Raw genomic sequence first — 15,866 nt, forward strand, 5'->3', positions numbered from 1 at the left:
CTGCAGGCGCGCAGAAAGGCCGGTAGATCGCCTCTCAAGTCGCTGCCTGATCTCGCGGCCCCCTCCCCTGGAACGCGGTTCTGATGACAAAAACAATGCCTGCTCTCAATGTTCAATGGAAATGGTGTTTACTCCTAGCTGCCTTCAGAAAACCTGATAGAAAGAGGCCTGCTGCGCTATCAGTTTTCATGGAGCGTATCATCAAATTACATCGTTGGTTCCGATGGCAGACGCTTTGTAGATTCGGCGGGTACGCGCCGGGCGGAGCCTGTGCGCCGTGTGACGACTTTATCTGACAGGGAGACATCAATGACCGAGGCAACCGAGACCTTTACCGTTGCCATCGCCGGCTTTGGCTGGTGGGGCAAACACATCGCGACCCGGTTGCAGGGCCATCCATGGTTGCGCGTGGCGGGTATCATTGAACCGGTCACGGCCAACCACGCGGCAATCGGTGACATGGGGCTGACGGCCTGGGCGGATTTCGACGCCCCGCTGGCGATGGATGAGGTCGACGCGGTCATTCTGACCACGCCCAATACCCTGCACGAAGAGCAGATCGCCCTTGTCGCCGCGGCGGGCAAGCATGTCTTTTGCGAAAAACCATTGGGGTTGAACGCGGACTCCGCACGCCGTTCGGTCAAGGCCTGCGAAGACGCCGGGGTGCAGCTGGGGATCGGGCACGAGCGGCGCTTCGAACCGGCGATGTTGGCGCTGCGTTCCGCGTTGGACAAGGGTGAGCTTGGCACCGTGATGCACGCCGAGGCGGCCTTCAGTCATGACAAGCTGATCAACGTCCCCGCCAACGACTGGCGCACCCGCAAGGATGTCGCGCCCGCGGCGGGTATGACGGCGATGGGGATTCACCTGAGCGACCTGCTGATTTCCTTCTTTGGTCCGGTGGAGACCCTGCACGCCTTTACCGCGGACCGCTCTCTGGGTTGGGAAACCGGCGACGTTGTGACGGTGCAGATGAAATTCGAGGCCGGCATGACGGCTACCTTCAGCGCGGTCCTGCATACGCCGCATTTCATCCGGATGCATGTCTTCGGCACCGACAAATGGGTCGAGGTCCTGAACGACAGCCATCCCGACACGCCGGACGGAATCGTGCGCGTCCTGACCGCGGAATCCGGCAAGGACGTGAGCCAGGCAGAGTACAACTGGGAGGATGCGGTAACGGCCAATATCGAGGCCTTCGCCCATGCGGCCAAGGGCCGTGCGCCCTATCCGTTCACCAACGCGGAAATGGTCCACAACATCCAGGTGCTGGAGGCCATCGCGCGCTCCGCGGAAACGGGACAGTCGGTCAAGCTGGCGGACGTCTAAGACGGGCCAAACGATTTGCGCCGCGCATCCCCTTGACGGGATGCGCGGCGCTTTCATTTCTGGCCGGGGCCAAGTCAGGCCTTCTGGTAGCCCCGTTCAAGGCCGAGCGTATCAAGGACGGCCACGTTGAAATCACAGGGGCTGTCGATGTTCACGATATGCTTGGCCCCCGGCACGACGGCCAGTTCGGATCCGGGGCAGGCCTCTTTCATGGCGCGCATGGCATCCGGCGGCGCGGCCATGTCGTTTTCGCCTGCAATAAAGAGTGTCGGCACCTTCATGTCACCAAGGTGGCGCAGGTAATCCAGCCCCATCAGCGCATGTGCGCAACCACGATAGCCGTCTTCGGTCGTGTTCAGGAAGCTTTCGCGCAGGGCGGCCTCCCGCTCGGGATGATCGCGGCGGGTTTCTTCACCCAGCCACATGCCGACCGTGTTGTTCCACACTTCCTCGACCCCGCCGCGCTCCAGCATGCCCAGGCGGTTGTGCCAGTTCTGCACGAAGGGCTCTGGCGCGTCGGCCCGCGCTGCGCAGCAAACCAGGCTGTTGATCCGTTCCGGTGCGGCCAGGGCCATGCCCAGCCCCGTCATGCCGCCAAGAGACAGGCCCATGACGGTTGCGGTTTCCACGTTGTGCCGATCGAGCACGGCAAAGGCGTCGGCCACGAGATCGTCAAAGGAATAGGGCGGGGTGGGCGTCGGGCTTTCGCCGTGGCCACGGGTATCGCACCGGATCACGCGATAATGCGATTCCAGCAGCGACATCTGCGGATCCCACATCCTGTGCGTGGCGCCGAAGCTGTTCAGCAACAGCAGGACGGGCGCGTTTTCACGCCCTGAAACGATGGAATGAAGAGTTACTGCGGTCATGCGTATCCAAGCTTTCTGAATTTGTGGCGCAAACGTGAGAGTCGGCGCGCTGGTCCGTGGCTAGGCATCCGTGGCGCGGCCACAGCCAATTGCCCGGGCATGGGGCCTCCTCCACAAGGCGAAGGCGACAGCCGCCTTCCTTGCGCCAGCTTAGGGCGGCAGGACCATACACAGAAATAATATATGGTCAGGGCAGGTATCGACAAATCCGATAGCCGTCGGTCCCAACTATGTCCGGCTTGTCGGATCGATTTCCAGGGCGGAGTTCAACTCTTCCTGCAAGACATCGGCAAAGACCTGAGCCGCGGGGTTCAGCGGGCGCTGGCGCGTTTCGATCCGCATGTAATCGACATACAGCGGCGGATCGGCCAGCGGTACCACTTTGCGGCGGCTGCCATCCAGGTCAGGCAGGCACAGGATGCCGGGCAGGATCGTTACCCAGTCCGAATTCGCCACAAGACTCAGCGTTCCGTGCATCGTGTCCAGCTCCAGCAGTTCCGCCACTTCGATCTGGTTCACGTTCAGGTAGTTCTCGATCCTGTTGCGGCGCGCGTTGCCCGGTCCCGGCAGGGCCATGCGCAGCGGTGCCATATCGCGAAGCTGGACCCCGCCCTTTGTCAATGGGACGTCGCGGCCGGGGCTGCAGACGAGGCATTCACGGTCTTCTCCCATCGGCTTGGAGATCAGCAGGTCGTCCACTTCGAAGGACGATGGCACCACACCGAAGTCCAGCCGCCCCTCTGCCACGCCATCGGCAAGAACACCGGAGTAGGCCTCGGAAATCGAAACGCGGACCTCGGGGTATTCCTTTGCGATGCGCAGCAATACCGAGGTCAGCACCGCACGGGTAAAGGTCGGCATCAGCCCGACGTGAACATGGCCGACGACTGCCCCGGACAGCGCTTGCAGGCGATCCTCGGCATGGCGGGCCGCGGCCAGCACCTTCACGGCTTCCAGGTAAAAGTTTCGCCCCGTTTCGGTGGGCGTCACCCCGGAAGAGCTGCGCACGAACAGGGACACGCCATAGCGTTTTTCGATCTGGCTGACGTGCATCGACAGTCCGGACTGCGTTGCATTCACCTTTTCCGCAGCGGCAGAGAAGGATCCTTGCTCGTAGACCGCAGCGAAGTATCGCAGTTGTTGCAGTTTCATTTGGCCATCCGTTTCTCTTGTAGGTGATATCCGGTATTATTAGTAGTTGTGAAGGCCCCGGCGACCTATTCTAGGCAGGAAGAATAGGATCGAAGGACATCGCCATGACTGGGACCTGCAGCCCAAGCAGCATTTCCCCGAGGCATTCAGGTTCATTGACGCCGCTGCCACGCCTGATGGTTGCGCCCAATGGCGCAAGACGCGGCAAGGCAGATCACCCGGCGCTGCCGGTGACCGACGACGAGCTTGTGGAAACTGCGCGTGCGTGCCAGTTGGCCGGTGCGGACGGGTTGCATATGCATATACGCGATGCTTCGGGTCGGCACCTGCTTGACGCTGGCCGCTACGCGGCGCTGGTCGAAAGACTGGCCGACCAGGTTCCGGGAATGTACCTTCAGGTCACGTCAGAGGCCGCCGGACGTTACGAGGCCGAAGAGCAACGCGCGATGATGCGCGGCCTGCGGCCGAAATACGTGTCGGTCGCCCTGCGAGAGATGGTGCGGCGTCCGGATGACTGGCCCGCGGCCCGCGATTTCTACCTCTGGGCCTTGGACAACGGGATCGAGATTCAGCATATCCTGTATTCCCCGCACGAAGTGCGCGCCTTTGCAGATGCCTGGGTGGCCGGTCTGATCCCGGGCACGATGCAGCTCTTGCTTTTCGTTCAAGGCAGTTATGCCAACGGGTCGCGCGACAGTATCCCCCTGGAAACCTACCTGCAGCAGCTGGACCGGGCCAGCGGAATATCCTTTGACTGGATGTCCTGCGCTTTTGGCGCCGATGAAACAGCTAGCCTTGTGCGTGCTGCGGAACTGGGCGGCAAGGCGCGTGTCGGGTTCGAGAACTCGCTCCAGAACCGGGACGGCACGACCGCGACTGACAACGCCGAGCGCGTGCGCGAGGTTGATGCCGCCATTCGGGACGTCACCGGGGCGGCCCGACACGCAGACACGGCCTGAGGGCGGCTGCGCTCGGGTCGGCAACCCGACCGTATCACACGCGGACAGCGGCCTTTCATGTCACAGACAGATCAACCCGTCCTCTACGTCATCGTCCGAAGGTTCCGCCCGGAATTTTCGGGCGACATCGAGGAGGCCATCGAAAGCATCCAGAAAACCGTCGCCGACCAGCCGGGATTCATCGGTCTGCAAAACCGCATCACGCCGAAACATGACGGTCGCGAGCTTGTCACGATCGTCACCTTCGACACGCAGAAAAACCTGGAGCGATGGGAAAATTCACCGGTTCGGCGGCGCTATGCGGAAGAGCTGGACAGGCTGTCACAGGACTGCGCGACCAACACCCGGTTCGACGACCTGTCGCGACTTGTCGCGCCGACGGCGCGGATCAGCAAGCTGGAAACGGTCGTCATCCTGATTGCGTGGATCCTGGTTCTGGGCCACCTGCTTCGCCATCCTGTCGAGATCCTCGTGCCCGATTCAGTCGGTCAATTCTGGCAGAGTGCGTTGACGACCGCGATCATTGTCGTGCTCATCAGCTACGTTCTCTTGCCCGTCTCCAGCCTGGCGCTGACACGGATCAAGGCGCGATTGTCAGGACGGCGTCGGGCCTGACACCGCCCTGACAAAGGGCCGTTTACTGCCGGATGAGTTGCCGCAGGACATCGGTGAAGGTATCGACCTGTTCCTGGCTGAAGTCCCGGAAGGTCTCTTCGGCGTGGGCTTCGGCAAGGCCCCAGCACTGATCGGCTTTTGCCTGGCCCGGTTCGGTCAGAACGTATCCGCCATCCCGACGTGTCACCAGGTCCCGGTCGCTCAGGTTCAGCAGCGCGGCCCGCGCCTCGTCGATCTGGGTGTGCAGATGCACGACCAGTTCTTCGACGTCCAATCCTGACAGATCGTTGAGAACAAGCAGGATACGCGCCTCGATCAGGTTCAGGCCCAGGGTCTCGAGCTTGGGGTGATAGCGGTCCTGATAGGCGCGCACGGCCCGCAACATCAGGAAGAACGCGTGATTGCCCATCCGGCCCTCGTCGGCACCTGCCGAGGCAACGCCCCCGGCCTTCGGCAAACTGCCGGGGTGGTTGAAGATCATGGCATAAGAGCCTTGGTGGAAACACAGGGGTGTGCGCCCGAAGTCGTCGAAGGCAACGACCCGTCCAACAAAAATCCAGTGATCGCCGCCGTCGAGCTTGTCATAGGTTTCACACTGGAACCGGCCGGCGCAATTCGGAAAGATGGGGGCCCCGCCTATGCCTTCCTCGTATTCGATCCCCGCGAATTTGTCTTCCTGTTGCCGCGCGAAATGGTTCGACATCTCCATCTGGTCGGAGGCAAGGATGTTGACCGCAAAATGCGTCGCGCTTTCGAACACGGCACAGCTGCGGGCGTCCTTCATGCTGCTCCACAGGATCAGCGGCGGGTCCATCGACAGGGAATTGAAGCTGCTCGCGGTGACGCCGACCGTCGTGCCGTCGGGCGCGCGCGCAGTGATGATCGTCACCCCTGTCGCAAAGTTGCCAAGTGCCCGGCGGAATGCCTTGGGATCGATTTCGGCCTGTTTCGTCATCATCGTCAATTTGGATCTCCCGGTTCGAACAGTGGCAACTTTGGACAGGGTGACAGCGCGTCAGGCGGCCGCGGCGGCGGGTTCCGACTTGGTCGCTTCGGTCAGGATCGGCATGACCTTCTCGGCCATCAGGATCATGCTCTTGCGGCCCAGGTCGTAGTCGGCCCAGTCATGGCCGGCATAGACCACGTGCTTGAACGGACCGGTTTCCTCGCGCAGCTCCAGGATCTGATCGGCCACCGACTGCGGGTCGCCGTGGATCACGAGGCGATCCATGACATAGTCCAGGGTGACCTCGTCGTCGGCCATGTTCTGGTCTTCCTTGAACAGGTTCAGGCGGCCACCGGCGCGCAACTTGGTCAGCAGTTGCGAGTAGTAGAGGACATAAGGGCTGTTCGGATCGCGGGCATAGGCGCGCGCGGTTTCCATGTCGTCGGCGACGCAGATGTTCTTGGCCACGCGCCAGTCGGAATAGTCCGGCACATAGCCGCCTGCCTCACAACCCTCCACGTACTTCGGCCAATGCGTGGCGACCCACCTGGGCAGCAGAAAGTTGGCCGAGATCGGTTGCCAGCCGCGCGCGGCCATGGCCGAAACCCCCTTGGAGAATGGGGCGACGGCGGTGCCGACGATCGGCGGGTGCGGATCCTGGTAGGGCTTCATGATCTCGCCCTGGCCGATTTCGGGCATCATCATGCGCTCGGTCGAAACCTCCCAGAAATCCCCCTTGAGGTTGTAGGGCGCCTCTCCGGACCAGATTTCCAGCACCATGTTGATGCATTCCAGGAACATGGCGTTCCTGTCCTTGTCGAGGTTTCCGAACACCTCCGCATCCGACATCAGCCCGCCCGGCGAGATGCCGAAGTTCAATCGGCCTTCGAGCATGTGATCCAGCATCGCCACTTCGGCGGCCACCCGTGCGGGGTGCGAGTTCGGCATGTTTACCGTGCCGGTGCCCAGGCGGATGTTCTTGGTCTCGTAGGCGAGGCTGGCCAGAAAGGCGACGCAGGATGTGATGATCTCTGCCTGATCCGTGGTGTGCTCACCGCAATAAGCTTCGGAAAAACCCAGCTTGTCGGCCAGAATGAAGGCTTCCCGATCTTCGACAAGACTCTTGGCAAAGGGCTTGCCCAGCGGATGGATCGGCATCGTGAAGAACGAAAGTTTCATGAGGGTGCTCCTTGAATTGGTGACAGTCTGAAGCACCGGGGACAGCGGAAAAATTGAAACTTTCTGAAGTGAGCCATCGGGTTTTCCGATACTGCGCGCGGACCTCGACCGGAACAGGGTCAAGGATATTCCACACGCGGCCACGGATAGGCGCGAGATGCTGAAATCGATCCGCCAAGTTCCCTCCACGCCGATCGCGATTGGCGAGGTCTTCAATTCAGAGTTGTGGATGCAACATGTTCATCAAGAACGAAACGATCGACTCCATGCGCCTTACCGCGACTTGCTCCGGTGGCATCACTTCGCTGAAACGCAACACCGACCGCGCGGGAATGCGAGGTGCTTGGTCCGGGCGTCGGGGACAAAGATCCTTGAGCGTGTTCGCGGGACTTCTGATAGTGGCACTTCAAGCCTCTGAAAAAATTATGGTTTGTGAGTTTCTGTGCCTTTGGTCGGGGATTTCATCAGGTGATCCGCGAAAGGCGTGGGGATCGCGGATGGACCAGTGCGCGCAGCCATTCGAATCGCGGTGTCAAGGCGCGTCATAGGTATGACCCTTGGCCGTCAGCCTGGCGTGCAGGGTCTGGTAGGGCGCCAGCGCGTGGGGCAGCGTGGTGATGCCAAGGCCGGGGGACCGGGGCAGGTGCAGGTGACTGCGGGGCTGGGTCGGCGCGAACAGGTCGAAGGCCTCGCGCAGCGGGTTGGGGTTCACGTCCACCTCCAGCAAGCCGGGGCCGCCCACCGCGGCCAGCAGCGCGGCAGAGGCCACAAGGCCGATCCCGCCGCCGAGGAAATGCGGGCAATAGGTGGCGCCGCTGGCGAGGGCGCGGCGGGCGACCGTCTCGCAGCCGGTGATGCCGCCCCACTTGGCAAGATCCGGTTGCAGGTAGGAAAATGTCCCTGCCGCGATACTGCGGTCAAAGGCCTCAAACCCGGCGAGGTTTTCACCGCCCGCAAGAGGGATGTCGCTGTCCTGGCCCACGCGCGCCCAGTCCTCTGCCGAGGCAGTGGCGATGATCGGTTCCTCTAGCCAACCAAGCGGCACTTCCGCGATCCCCTGCAGGTAGGAGGTGGCCTGATCCCTGTCCCATCCCTGGTTGGCGTCGGCAAAGAGGCGTTCGGCAGAGGCAAGGCTTGCGGCGATCCGGCGGGTGTCCGCGATGTCACGGGGCAGGTCAAAGCCGGTCTTGATCTTGAAGGCATCGTGCCCGGCATCGCGGCAGCGAGCAATGACCTTGTCGGCGTCGCGGATGTGGATGCCGCTGGCATAGGTGGGGACACGGGCCAGCGCTTCGGGGTTGAGGAACTGCGCAAGGCTTTGCCCCGCTTTGCGCGCCATGAGGTCATGGCAGGCCACGTCCAGCCCTGCGATGGCCTGATCGAAAGGCCCCCATTCACGGCATTGCAGGGCGCGGATGCGCGTCTGTTCGGTCAGCCGGTGGAACAGGTCCGAGCGGTGGGCAAACCGCTGCCCGATCAGCAGGTCGCCCATATCCTCGACCAGCAGGCGTGCGCGGTGTTCGGCCCCGGCGGCGGGCCAGTTGGCAAAGACCTCTCCCCAGCCAAAGGCGCCGTCCGAGTCCTCGAGTCGCAGGAACACTGCGGGACGGTCACGCATGGCGCCGAAACTGGTCACGACGGGCTGATCCAGAGGTACGCGAAACACCTGCACGTCAAGGCGGGTGAGGGTGATCGGGGCGGGAAACCGGGGCATGCGGCGATCCAGTGCTGTTGGGGAAGGAAAGAAAGTTTTTATTCATGGCAGGGGTTTAGTCGGTATATTTTGGTATGACCAAAATTGATAGTCGACAGGAGGCTAAAAATAATCGACGATTTTGGCAACATCGTTGGTTGAAATATACCCGCGACCAATCCGAGTTTGGGAGGACTTCATGGGATCGGGACAGGCACCCACAGGCGCACGGGGACTTGGGGCATGAGCCGCGCGCCGGATATCCTGTTGATCACCACGGACCAGCAGCGCGGCGACTGCATCGGCGGGGCAGGGCGGGGCGTAAGAACGCCCAACATCCAGCGCATCGCCGACAGGGGCGCGCGCTTTGACACCTGCATCACGCCGCACCCCATGTGCCAGCCGGCGCGCGCCTCTATCCTGACGGGCAAGCTGCCCTATTCGCACGGTGTGCGGGACAATGGCCGCAACCTTGATCCGGCGATTGCCGAAGAGGGCATCGGCAGCGTCTTCGGTCGCGCGGGCTATGACACCCGGTTCATCGGCAAGGCGCATCTGTCTACGCATGAGACGTTCGAGCCCACCGGCGCGCCGGAATGCTACAACTCGGTTGCCGATTACCCCGAGGACTGGACCGGACCCTACATGGGGTTCGACAAGGTCGAGCTGATGCTGCGGCCGCACCATCACTGCGGCTGGAAAGAGCGGCCGCACACCCTGCATTATGAACATTTCCTCGACTGGGACGGGCAGGGCGGCACCCGCTGGGCGCGCGCCAAGGAGGCGGTGCCGCCGCTGACCCATCACAAGCAGGTCTGGCGCTCGGCGCTGGAGGATGAGTGGCAGTCCACATCGTGGATCGGGGATCAGGCGATGGCGATGCTGGACGAGGACCGGGATCAGCCGCTGATGGCCTGGGTGTCCTTTCCCGACCCGCATCCGCCCTTCCTTGCCTCTCATCCGTGGTCGCGACTGTACGACCCCGCAGAGGTCGACCTGCCGCCGCATCGTGCGCTGGACCTGGACCGACGCCCCTGGTGGCACCGGGAATTCCTGGAAAGCCCGGTGCGCCGGAACCAAAAGCGCGACCACGCGGGCGATCAGCCCTTCTGGGGCTGGGACGGGGCGCTGGAGGACCGCGACCTGCGCGACGTGATCGCGGTGTATTACGGCATGATTGCGGCCATCGACTTTCAAATCGGACGCATCCTCGACGCGCTGGAGGCGCAGGGGCGGCTGAAGAACACCATCGTGATCTTCACCTCAGACCACGGCGAGTGGCTGGGCGATCACGGGCTGCTGCTGAAGGGACCGATGCTGTACGATGGCCTGCTGCGCGTGCCGCTGGTGATGGCGGGGCCGGGGGTGCCGCGCGGGCGGTTCGATGCGCCGGTGTCCACGCTGGACCTGCGGGCAACCATGGCAGAGCTGGCGGGGCTGAGCGTCAGCGCCGATGACGGCACCTCGCTTGCCGATGTCATGGCCGGGGCGACCCGCGATGTGGCCCACAACGAATGGGAGGTCGACCCCCTGCGCAGCGGCGTCGACCTTGACCTGCGGACGGTGCGCTCTGCCACGCACCGCCTGTCCGTCGATCTGAAGAGCGGGGCAGGGGAGCTGTATGACCTCACCACTGACCCGCATGAAATGACCAACCTCTGGGACGATGCCGGGTCCGCGGGAATCCGCGACCGGCTGACCGCGGGCATCGCGGCAGAGCGTCCCGGCATGATCCCCGCCGCGCCGCGCGTCGGCTGGCACTGAAAGGCCCTGTTTCCATGTCAAAGATTACCGCTATCGAACCGCTGCTGGCCCGCGTGGGCATCCGCAACCAACTGCTTGTGAAGGTCAGCACCGACGACGGGCTGATCGGCTGGGGTGAATCCGGGCTGTCGGCGCGCGAGGATGCAGTTGCCGCCACGATCCGCCATTTTGCGGATTTCCTCGTGGGCAAGGATTCCAACCAGATCGGACGCATCTGGCAGGAAAGCTATCGCAGCCAGTATTTCGAGGGCGGGCGCGTGCTGACCGCGGCCATGTCGGCCATCGACATCGCGCTCTATGACATCCTCGGCAAACGGCTGGGCGTGCCGGTCTATCAGCTGCTGGGCGGCAAACAGCGCGATGAGATCCCGACCTTCCCCAGCGCGCAATCGACCGATCTGGACCAATTGATCGCCAAGGCGCGGGTGCTGGTCGATGCGGGATGGGATTGCCTGCGGATCTACACGGGCGAGTTCAACGGCAACGGCGTATTCGACCCGCGCAAGAACCTGAACCGTGCCGCGAAAGAGCTGATCGCGCTGCGCGAGGAATTCGGGCCGGACCTGTGTCTGGGCATCGACCTGCACCACCGCCTGTCGATCGCCGAGACCGCGGATTTCTGCAACCGCCTTCCTGCGGGGACGCTGGACTTCCTCGAGGAACCGATCCGCTGCGAGACGCCCGAGGCCTATCGCACCCTGCGGGCCATGACCAACATCCCCTTCGCCGTGGGCGAGGAATTCGCGTCGAAATGGCAGGCGGCGCCATATATCGAGCAAGGCCTGACCCAGTACATGCGTCTGGACATCTGCAATATCGGCGGCTTCACCGAGGCGATGAAGGTCGCGGGCTGGTGCGAGCGGCATTACATCGACCTGATGCCGCACAATCCACTGGGCCCTGTCTGCACGGCGGCGACGATCCACATGGCCGCAGCAGTGCCGAATTTCAGCTGGGCCGAGACCCGGCAGGGCCCGACCGAGGACCTGGGCTTTCACGATCCCGACCTGTTCCCGGTGCAGATCCCGCTGGAGGGCATCACCTACACCGTCCCCGACCGGCCCGGTCTGGGCGTCGAGGTGGACGAGGACAGGATCCGCGCCACCACACCACAACATGTCGAACCGCCGCACCTGTGGCGGCCGGACGGTTCCGTCACCAACTGGTGACGCCGCCCTTGCCGCTACCCGGCGGCCAATACGTTCAGCAAGGAGGAGGAAACCAATGCTGAGAACGAGGAGAATGAAGACGCTGGCCAGTGTCATCGCACTTGCGGTGGGCGCACCGGCGTTCGCCTGGGAAGAGGCGCCGGACCTGGCGCAGAAGGTTGCCGACGGCACGCTGCCCCCCGTCGAGGAACGCCTGCCGGCGGACCCGCTGGTCATGGACGTGATCGAGGGGCCGGGCGAATACGGCGGCACGCTGCGCCGCGCCATCCTGGGCGGTGGCGATCAGCATAACATGGTGCGCACCATCGGCAGCGACAACATGGTGCGCTGGTCCCCGGACTGGAAAGAGGTGCGTCCGAACATCGCCAAGTCCTGGACCGTGTCCGAAGACGCCTCCAAGTTCACCTTTACCCTGCGCGAGGGGATGAAATGGTCGGACGGGGCGCCCTTTACCGCCGATGACATCATGTTCTGGTACGAGGATGTCTTCAGCGACCCGACCCTGACGCCGAACAAGGACGCCACATTCGTTGGCCCGAACGGCCCGGTGAAGGTGACCAAGATCGACGACGTGACTGTCGAGTTCGATTTCGGCGCGCCGAACGGGCTGTTCCTGCAGGGGCTGGCCTATGGCTTTGGCTATCATCCGACGGCCTATCCGAAACACTACCTCAGCCAGTTCATGCCCAAGTACAACGACGATGTGCAGGCGCTGGTAGATGCGGAGCCGGCGGCGGGCGACTGGGTGCAGCTGTTCAACCTCAAGGCCGGGCCGATGGACACGCCGCTGTTCTGGCAGAACCCGGACCGTCCCACGCTGCACGCCTGGCACCTGACCAACGCCTATGGCTCGACCGATCGGGTCGTGGCCGTGCGCAACCCCTATTACTACAAGGTCGACAGCGAGGGGCAGCAGCTGCCCTATATCGACCGCATCACCTATGACCAGGTCGAGGATGTGGAAACCATCCTGCTGAAGGCGTTCAACGGTGAAATCGACTACATGCTGCGCCACATCGGGCGGCCGTCGAACAAGGCGGCGCTGACCGACAACATGGAGCGCGGCAAGTACCGGTTCTTTGACGTGGCCGACCTGCCGGGCAACAGCATGATCCCGATGATGAACCTCAACCACACCGATCCGGTAAAGCGCGAGGTCATCAACAACAAGGATTTCCGCATCGGCGTCAGCCACGCCATGAACCGGCAAGAAATCATCGACCTGCTGTATTTCGGAGCGGGTGAACCGGCACAGGTGTCGCCGCGGCGCAGCAGCAACTTCTACCGCGAAGAATACCAGAAACAGTACACCGAGTACGATCCGGAGCTGGCGAACGAATACCTCGACAAGGTGCTGCCGGAAAAGGACGACGAGGGCTATCGCCTTGGCCCGGATGGCGAACGGTTCACCCTGATCTTCCTGGTCGCCGATGTCTTCGGGATGCAGTTTCCCGACGCGATGGAGCTGATCCAGGGCTATGCCGCCGACGTCGGCCTGGATTTCCAGATCCGCGCCACCGACCGGTCGCGCCTGATCGAGCTGCACACCTCGAACAACTTCGACGCCTACCTGTGGAATTGCTCGGGCGGACAGGCGGATATCTACACCTCGCCCATGTGCTACATGCCGATGATCTCGAACTCGGTCAGCTGGGCACGGGAATGGGCCGCCTGGGGATTGGACCCGTCGACGGGCGAGGAACCGCCGCAGGCGGTCAAGGATATCTTTGACAAGTACAAGGAAATCCGCGCAGCCGCCTCGCCCGAACGGCAGGAAGAGCTGATGTTCGAAATGCTGGACATGCAGGCCGAGCAGTTCTTTACCGTCGGCATGATCCACACCGACCCGGTGTTCGGCATCGCCCGGAACAACGTCCGCAACGTGCCGGACCCGCTGCCGATCTCCGGTCAGCTGTGGTTCCCGGCGCCCTACACCGCGCAGATGTACTTCGAAGGCGGTGCCAACCTGCCCTGATCCGAAGTACCCTTGGGGCGCCGGGCCTCTCCTCCCGTCCGGCGCCCCGACCATCCCTGCAATGCAACGGAGAAGACATGGGCGGCTTTATCCTGCGGCGGGTTCTTTACATGATCCCGACCATCTTCCTGGTCTCCATCGTGACCTTCATCATCATCCAGCTGCCGCCGGGCGACTACCTGGACACGCTGGCCGCAGAGATGGGCGAAGCCGGTGTCGACAACACCGCCGTCGTCGAACAGCTGCGCGAGCAGTACGGGCTGGGTGAGCCCATGTACCTGCAATACTGGAAATGGATGACCGGCATCCTGTTCGAGGGCGACTTCGGCATATCCTTCGAAAAGAACGTGCCGGTGACGGATGTGATCTGGGACCGGCTCGGCTGGACCTTTGCGATCTCGATCCTGACGCTGATCTTCATCTGGATCGTGGCGCTGCCCATCGGCATCTACTCGGCGGTGCGCAAATATTCGGTGGGCGACTACATCGCCACGCTGCTGGGGTTCATCGGCCTCGCCATCCCGAACTTCCTGTTGGCGCTGGTGATGATGTACGTGGCCTTCAAGTACTTTGGCCAGTCGGTCGGCGGGCTGGTCAGTCCGGAGTATCTGGATCAGCCGTGGTCATGGGACAAATTCGTCAACCTGCTCCAGCACATCTGGATGCCGGTTTTCGTGGTCGGCACATCGGGGGCGGCGGCGCTGATCCGCATCATGCGCGCCAACCTTCTGGATGAACTGTACCGTCCTTACGTGGTCACCGCCCGCGCCAAGGGCATGTCCGAATTCCAACTGCTGATGCGTTACCCCGTGCGCGTCGCGCTGAACCCCTTCATCTCGACCATCGGGTGGATCCTGCCGACGCTGGTATCGGGGGAAATAATCGTGGCCGTGGTGATGAACCTGCCCACCACCGGGCCGCTCTTGCTGCGCGCGCTTCTGGTGCAGGACATGTACCTGGCCGGATCGCTGATCCTGATCGTCAGCCTGCTGACCGTGATCGGCACGCTCTTGTCCGACGTCCTGCTTGCCTGGGTCGACCCGAGGATACGTTACCAATGACAGCCATCGATTCCGCATCCGAGGTGCAGGCGGCCGAGTCCGTCAAGACACCTGCCCTGCTTGGCCCCTGGGCGCTGATGTGGCGGCAGTTCCGCCGCCACAAGATCGCCTACGTCAGCCTGTTCATCGTGGGGTTCATCTATTTCGTCGCTCTGTTCGGCGAATTCCTAAGCCCCGCCGACCACCTGAAAACCAACACCCGCGCGCCCTTTGCGCCGCCGCAGGGCATCCATTTCTTCGCCCCCGCCGAGGACGGCGAAAGCCGGTTCATCCTGCACGCACGCGGCCTGAAGATGGAGATCGACCGCGAGGCGATGCGCCGTCATTTTGTCGAGGACCCGGAAAAGGTGATCCCGCTGGGTTTCTTCGTGAAGGGATATGAATACAAGCTCTTGTGGCTGATCCCGACGAGCCGGCATTTCTTTGGCCCCAAGAACCCGCGCGACACGGTCTATTTCCTGGGCGCCGACCGGCTGGGCCGCGATATCCTCAGCCGGATCATCATGGGCACGCGGATTTCAATGTCTATCGGACTTGTCGGCGTGGCGGTGTCGCTGATCGTGGGCGTCAGCCTTGGCGGGATTTCCGGCTACTACGGCGGCTGGATCGACAACGCCATCCAGCGCCTGATCGAATTCCTGCGCTCAATCCCGACCATCCCGCTGTGGATGGGGCTGGCCGCCGCGATCCCGCTGGATTGGCCGCCGCTGCGGACCTACTTCGTGGTCACGCTGATCGTGTCGATGATCGGCTGGACGACCTTGGCGCGCGAGGTGCGGGGCAAGTTCCTGTCGCTGCGGCACGAGGATTTCGTCACCGCCGCGCGGCTGGACGGGCTCTCTGACTGGGAGGTGATCCGCAAGCACCTTGTCCCCAGCTTCGCCAGCCACATCATCGCTTCGCTGACCTTGGCGGTGCCGCTGATGATCCTTGCCGAAACCTCGCTGAGTTTTCTCGGCATCGGGTTGCAGCCGCCGATCGTGTCCTGGGGCACCCTGCTGAAAGAGGCCCAGAACATCCGCACCATCATCGAGGCGCCCTGGCTTTTGATCGCACCGGGCACGGTCATCGTGACCGCCGTGCTTGCCCTCAACTTCCTCGGAGACGGCCTTCGCGATGCCGCAGATCCCTATGCAAACTGACAGCACAGACCAG

General features: G+C 62.8%; 13 protein-coding genes. 8 read left to right on the top strand and 5 right to left on the bottom strand.

The window, feature by feature from the left end:
* Positions 1-309 precede the first annotated feature (309 nt).
* A complete protein-coding gene (locus ACQY5B_RS00545) occupies positions 310-1,329 on the top strand; it encodes a Gfo/Idh/MocA family protein (protein ID WP_305969079.1) in 1,020 nt (339 codons plus the stop codon).
* Positions 1,330-1,403: 74 nt separating this feature from the next.
* Here ACQY5B_RS00545 and ACQY5B_RS00550 read toward each other — a convergent pair whose 3' ends face one another.
* Positions 1,404-2,198: an alpha/beta fold hydrolase gene (locus ACQY5B_RS00550; RefSeq protein ID WP_420328877.1), complete on the bottom strand. Its 795-nt coding sequence runs from the start codon at positions 2,196-2,198 to the stop codon at positions 1,404-1,406.
* Between the two features lie 228 nt (positions 2,199-2,426).
* The gene (locus tag ACQY5B_RS00555) at positions 2,427-3,350 is read right to left on the bottom strand and encodes a LysR family transcriptional regulator (RefSeq protein WP_420328879.1); all 924 of its coding nucleotides are present in this window, start codon (positions 3,348-3,350) and stop codon (positions 2,427-2,429) included.
* A gap of 155 nt (positions 3,351-3,505) precedes the next feature.
* On the opposite strand from ACQY5B_RS00555, the gene ACQY5B_RS00560 reads away from it, so the two are divergent.
* Both ACQY5B_RS00560 and ACQY5B_RS00565 read left to right on the top strand, forming a co-directional pair.
* On the top strand, positions 3,506-4,309 hold the full coding sequence (locus tag ACQY5B_RS00560) for a beta-keto acid cleavage family enzyme (protein ID WP_420328880.1): 804 nt from the start codon (positions 3,506-3,508) through the stop codon (positions 4,307-4,309).
* Positions 4,310-4,366: 57 nt separating this feature from the next.
* Entirely contained in the window at positions 4,367-4,924 is a 558-nt protein-coding gene (locus ACQY5B_RS00565) for an antibiotic biosynthesis monooxygenase (protein WP_420328882.1), read from the top strand.
* 22 nt (positions 4,925-4,946) lie between these two features.
* On the opposite strand, the gene ACQY5B_RS00570 is transcribed toward ACQY5B_RS00565, so the two are convergent.
* From ACQY5B_RS00570 to ACQY5B_RS00580, 3 genes are all read right to left on the bottom strand, one after another.
* Positions 4,947-5,882 (bottom strand): p-hydroxyphenylacetate 3-hydroxylase reductase component, encoded by a 936-nt coding sequence (locus ACQY5B_RS00570; RefSeq protein WP_420329041.1) that lies wholly within the window; start codon positions 5,880-5,882, stop codon positions 4,947-4,949.
* A 57-nt stretch (positions 5,883-5,939) separates the two neighbouring features.
* Positions 5,940-7,049 (bottom strand): LLM class flavin-dependent oxidoreductase, encoded by a 1,110-nt coding sequence (locus tag ACQY5B_RS00575; protein ID WP_305969074.1) that lies wholly within the window; start codon positions 7,047-7,049, stop codon positions 5,940-5,942.
* Between the two features lie 532 nt (positions 7,050-7,581).
* Positions 7,582-8,763, bottom strand: coding sequence for a mandelate racemase/muconate lactonizing enzyme family protein (locus tag ACQY5B_RS00580; protein WP_420328884.1), 1,182 nt, complete (start codon positions 8,761-8,763; stop codon positions 7,582-7,584).
* 222 nt (positions 8,764-8,985) lie between these two features.
* Here ACQY5B_RS00580 and ACQY5B_RS00585 point away from each other — a divergent pair, with 222 nt between their 5' ends.
* The 5 genes from ACQY5B_RS00585 to ACQY5B_RS00605 all read left to right on the top strand — a co-directional run bounded on the left by ACQY5B_RS00585 (position 8,986) and on the right by ACQY5B_RS00605 (position 15,853).
* On the top strand, positions 8,986-10,506 hold the full coding sequence (locus ACQY5B_RS00585) for a sulfatase family protein (RefSeq protein ID WP_420328885.1): 1,521 nt from the start codon (positions 8,986-8,988) through the stop codon (positions 10,504-10,506).
* 14 nt (positions 10,507-10,520) lie between these two features.
* The gene (locus ACQY5B_RS00590; RefSeq protein WP_420328886.1) at positions 10,521-11,675 is read left to right on the top strand and encodes a mandelate racemase/muconate lactonizing enzyme family protein; all 1,155 of its coding nucleotides are present in this window, start codon (positions 10,521-10,523) and stop codon (positions 11,673-11,675) included.
* Positions 11,676-11,730: 55 nt separating this feature from the next.
* Positions 11,731-13,650: an ABC transporter substrate-binding protein gene (locus ACQY5B_RS00595; RefSeq protein ID WP_420328888.1), complete on the top strand. Its 1,920-nt coding sequence runs from the start codon at positions 11,731-11,733 to the stop codon at positions 13,648-13,650.
* Between the two features lie 77 nt (positions 13,651-13,727).
* Entirely contained in the window at positions 13,728-14,711 is a 984-nt protein-coding gene (locus ACQY5B_RS00600; protein ID WP_420328890.1) for an ABC transporter permease, read from the top strand.
* On the top strand, positions 14,708-15,853 hold the full coding sequence (locus tag ACQY5B_RS00605) for an ABC transporter permease (RefSeq protein ID WP_420328892.1): 1,146 nt from the start codon (positions 14,708-14,710) through the stop codon (positions 15,851-15,853). Before ACQY5B_RS00600 ends, ACQY5B_RS00605 begins: the two co-directional genes overlap by 4 nt.
* Positions 15,854-15,866 lie beyond the last annotated feature (13 nt).

It is taken from the genome of Antarctobacter sp. (genome assembly GCF_965277915.1).
GTDB lineage: Bacteria > Pseudomonadota > Alphaproteobacteria > Rhodobacterales > Rhodobacteraceae > Antarctobacter.

What these genes read in the sequence shown, in the direction of transcription:
- ACQY5B_RS00545 (WP_305969079.1), top strand. Translation starts at nt 310, where the DNA reads ATGACCGAGGCAACCGAGACCTTTACCGTTGCCATCGCCGGCTTTGGC.
- ACQY5B_RS00550 (WP_420328877.1), bottom strand. Translation starts at nt 2,198, where the DNA reads ATGACCGCAGTAACTCTTCATTCCATCGTTTCAGGGCGTGAAAACGCG.
- ACQY5B_RS00555 (WP_420328879.1), bottom strand. Translation starts at nt 3,350, where the DNA reads ATGAAACTGCAACAACTGCGATACTTCGCTGCGGTCTACGAGCAAGGA.
- ACQY5B_RS00565 (WP_420328882.1), top strand. Translation starts at nt 4,367, where the DNA reads ATGTCACAGACAGATCAACCCGTCCTCTACGTCATCGTCCGAAGGTTC.
- ACQY5B_RS00570 (WP_420329041.1), bottom strand. Translation starts at nt 5,882, where the DNA reads ATGATGACGAAACAGGCCGAAATCGATCCCAAGGCATTCCGCCGGGCA.
- ACQY5B_RS00575 (WP_305969074.1), bottom strand. Translation starts at nt 7,049, where the DNA reads ATGAAACTTTCGTTCTTCACGATGCCGATCCATCCGCTGGGCAAGCCC.
- ACQY5B_RS00580 (WP_420328884.1), bottom strand. Translation starts at nt 8,763, where the DNA reads ATGCCCCGGTTTCCCGCCCCGATCACCCTCACCCGCCTTGACGTGCAG.
- ACQY5B_RS00585 (WP_420328885.1), top strand. Translation starts at nt 8,986, where the DNA reads ATGAGCCGCGCGCCGGATATCCTGTTGATCACCACGGACCAGCAGCGC.
- ACQY5B_RS00590 (WP_420328886.1), top strand. Translation starts at nt 10,521, where the DNA reads ATGTCAAAGATTACCGCTATCGAACCGCTGCTGGCCCGCGTGGGCATC.
- ACQY5B_RS00595 (WP_420328888.1), top strand. Translation starts at nt 11,731, where the DNA reads ATGCTGAGAACGAGGAGAATGAAGACGCTGGCCAGTGTCATCGCACTT.
- ACQY5B_RS00600 (WP_420328890.1), top strand. Translation starts at nt 13,728, where the DNA reads ATGGGCGGCTTTATCCTGCGGCGGGTTCTTTACATGATCCCGACCATC.
- ACQY5B_RS00605 (WP_420328892.1), top strand. Translation starts at nt 14,708, where the DNA reads ATGACAGCCATCGATTCCGCATCCGAGGTGCAGGCGGCCGAGTCCGTC.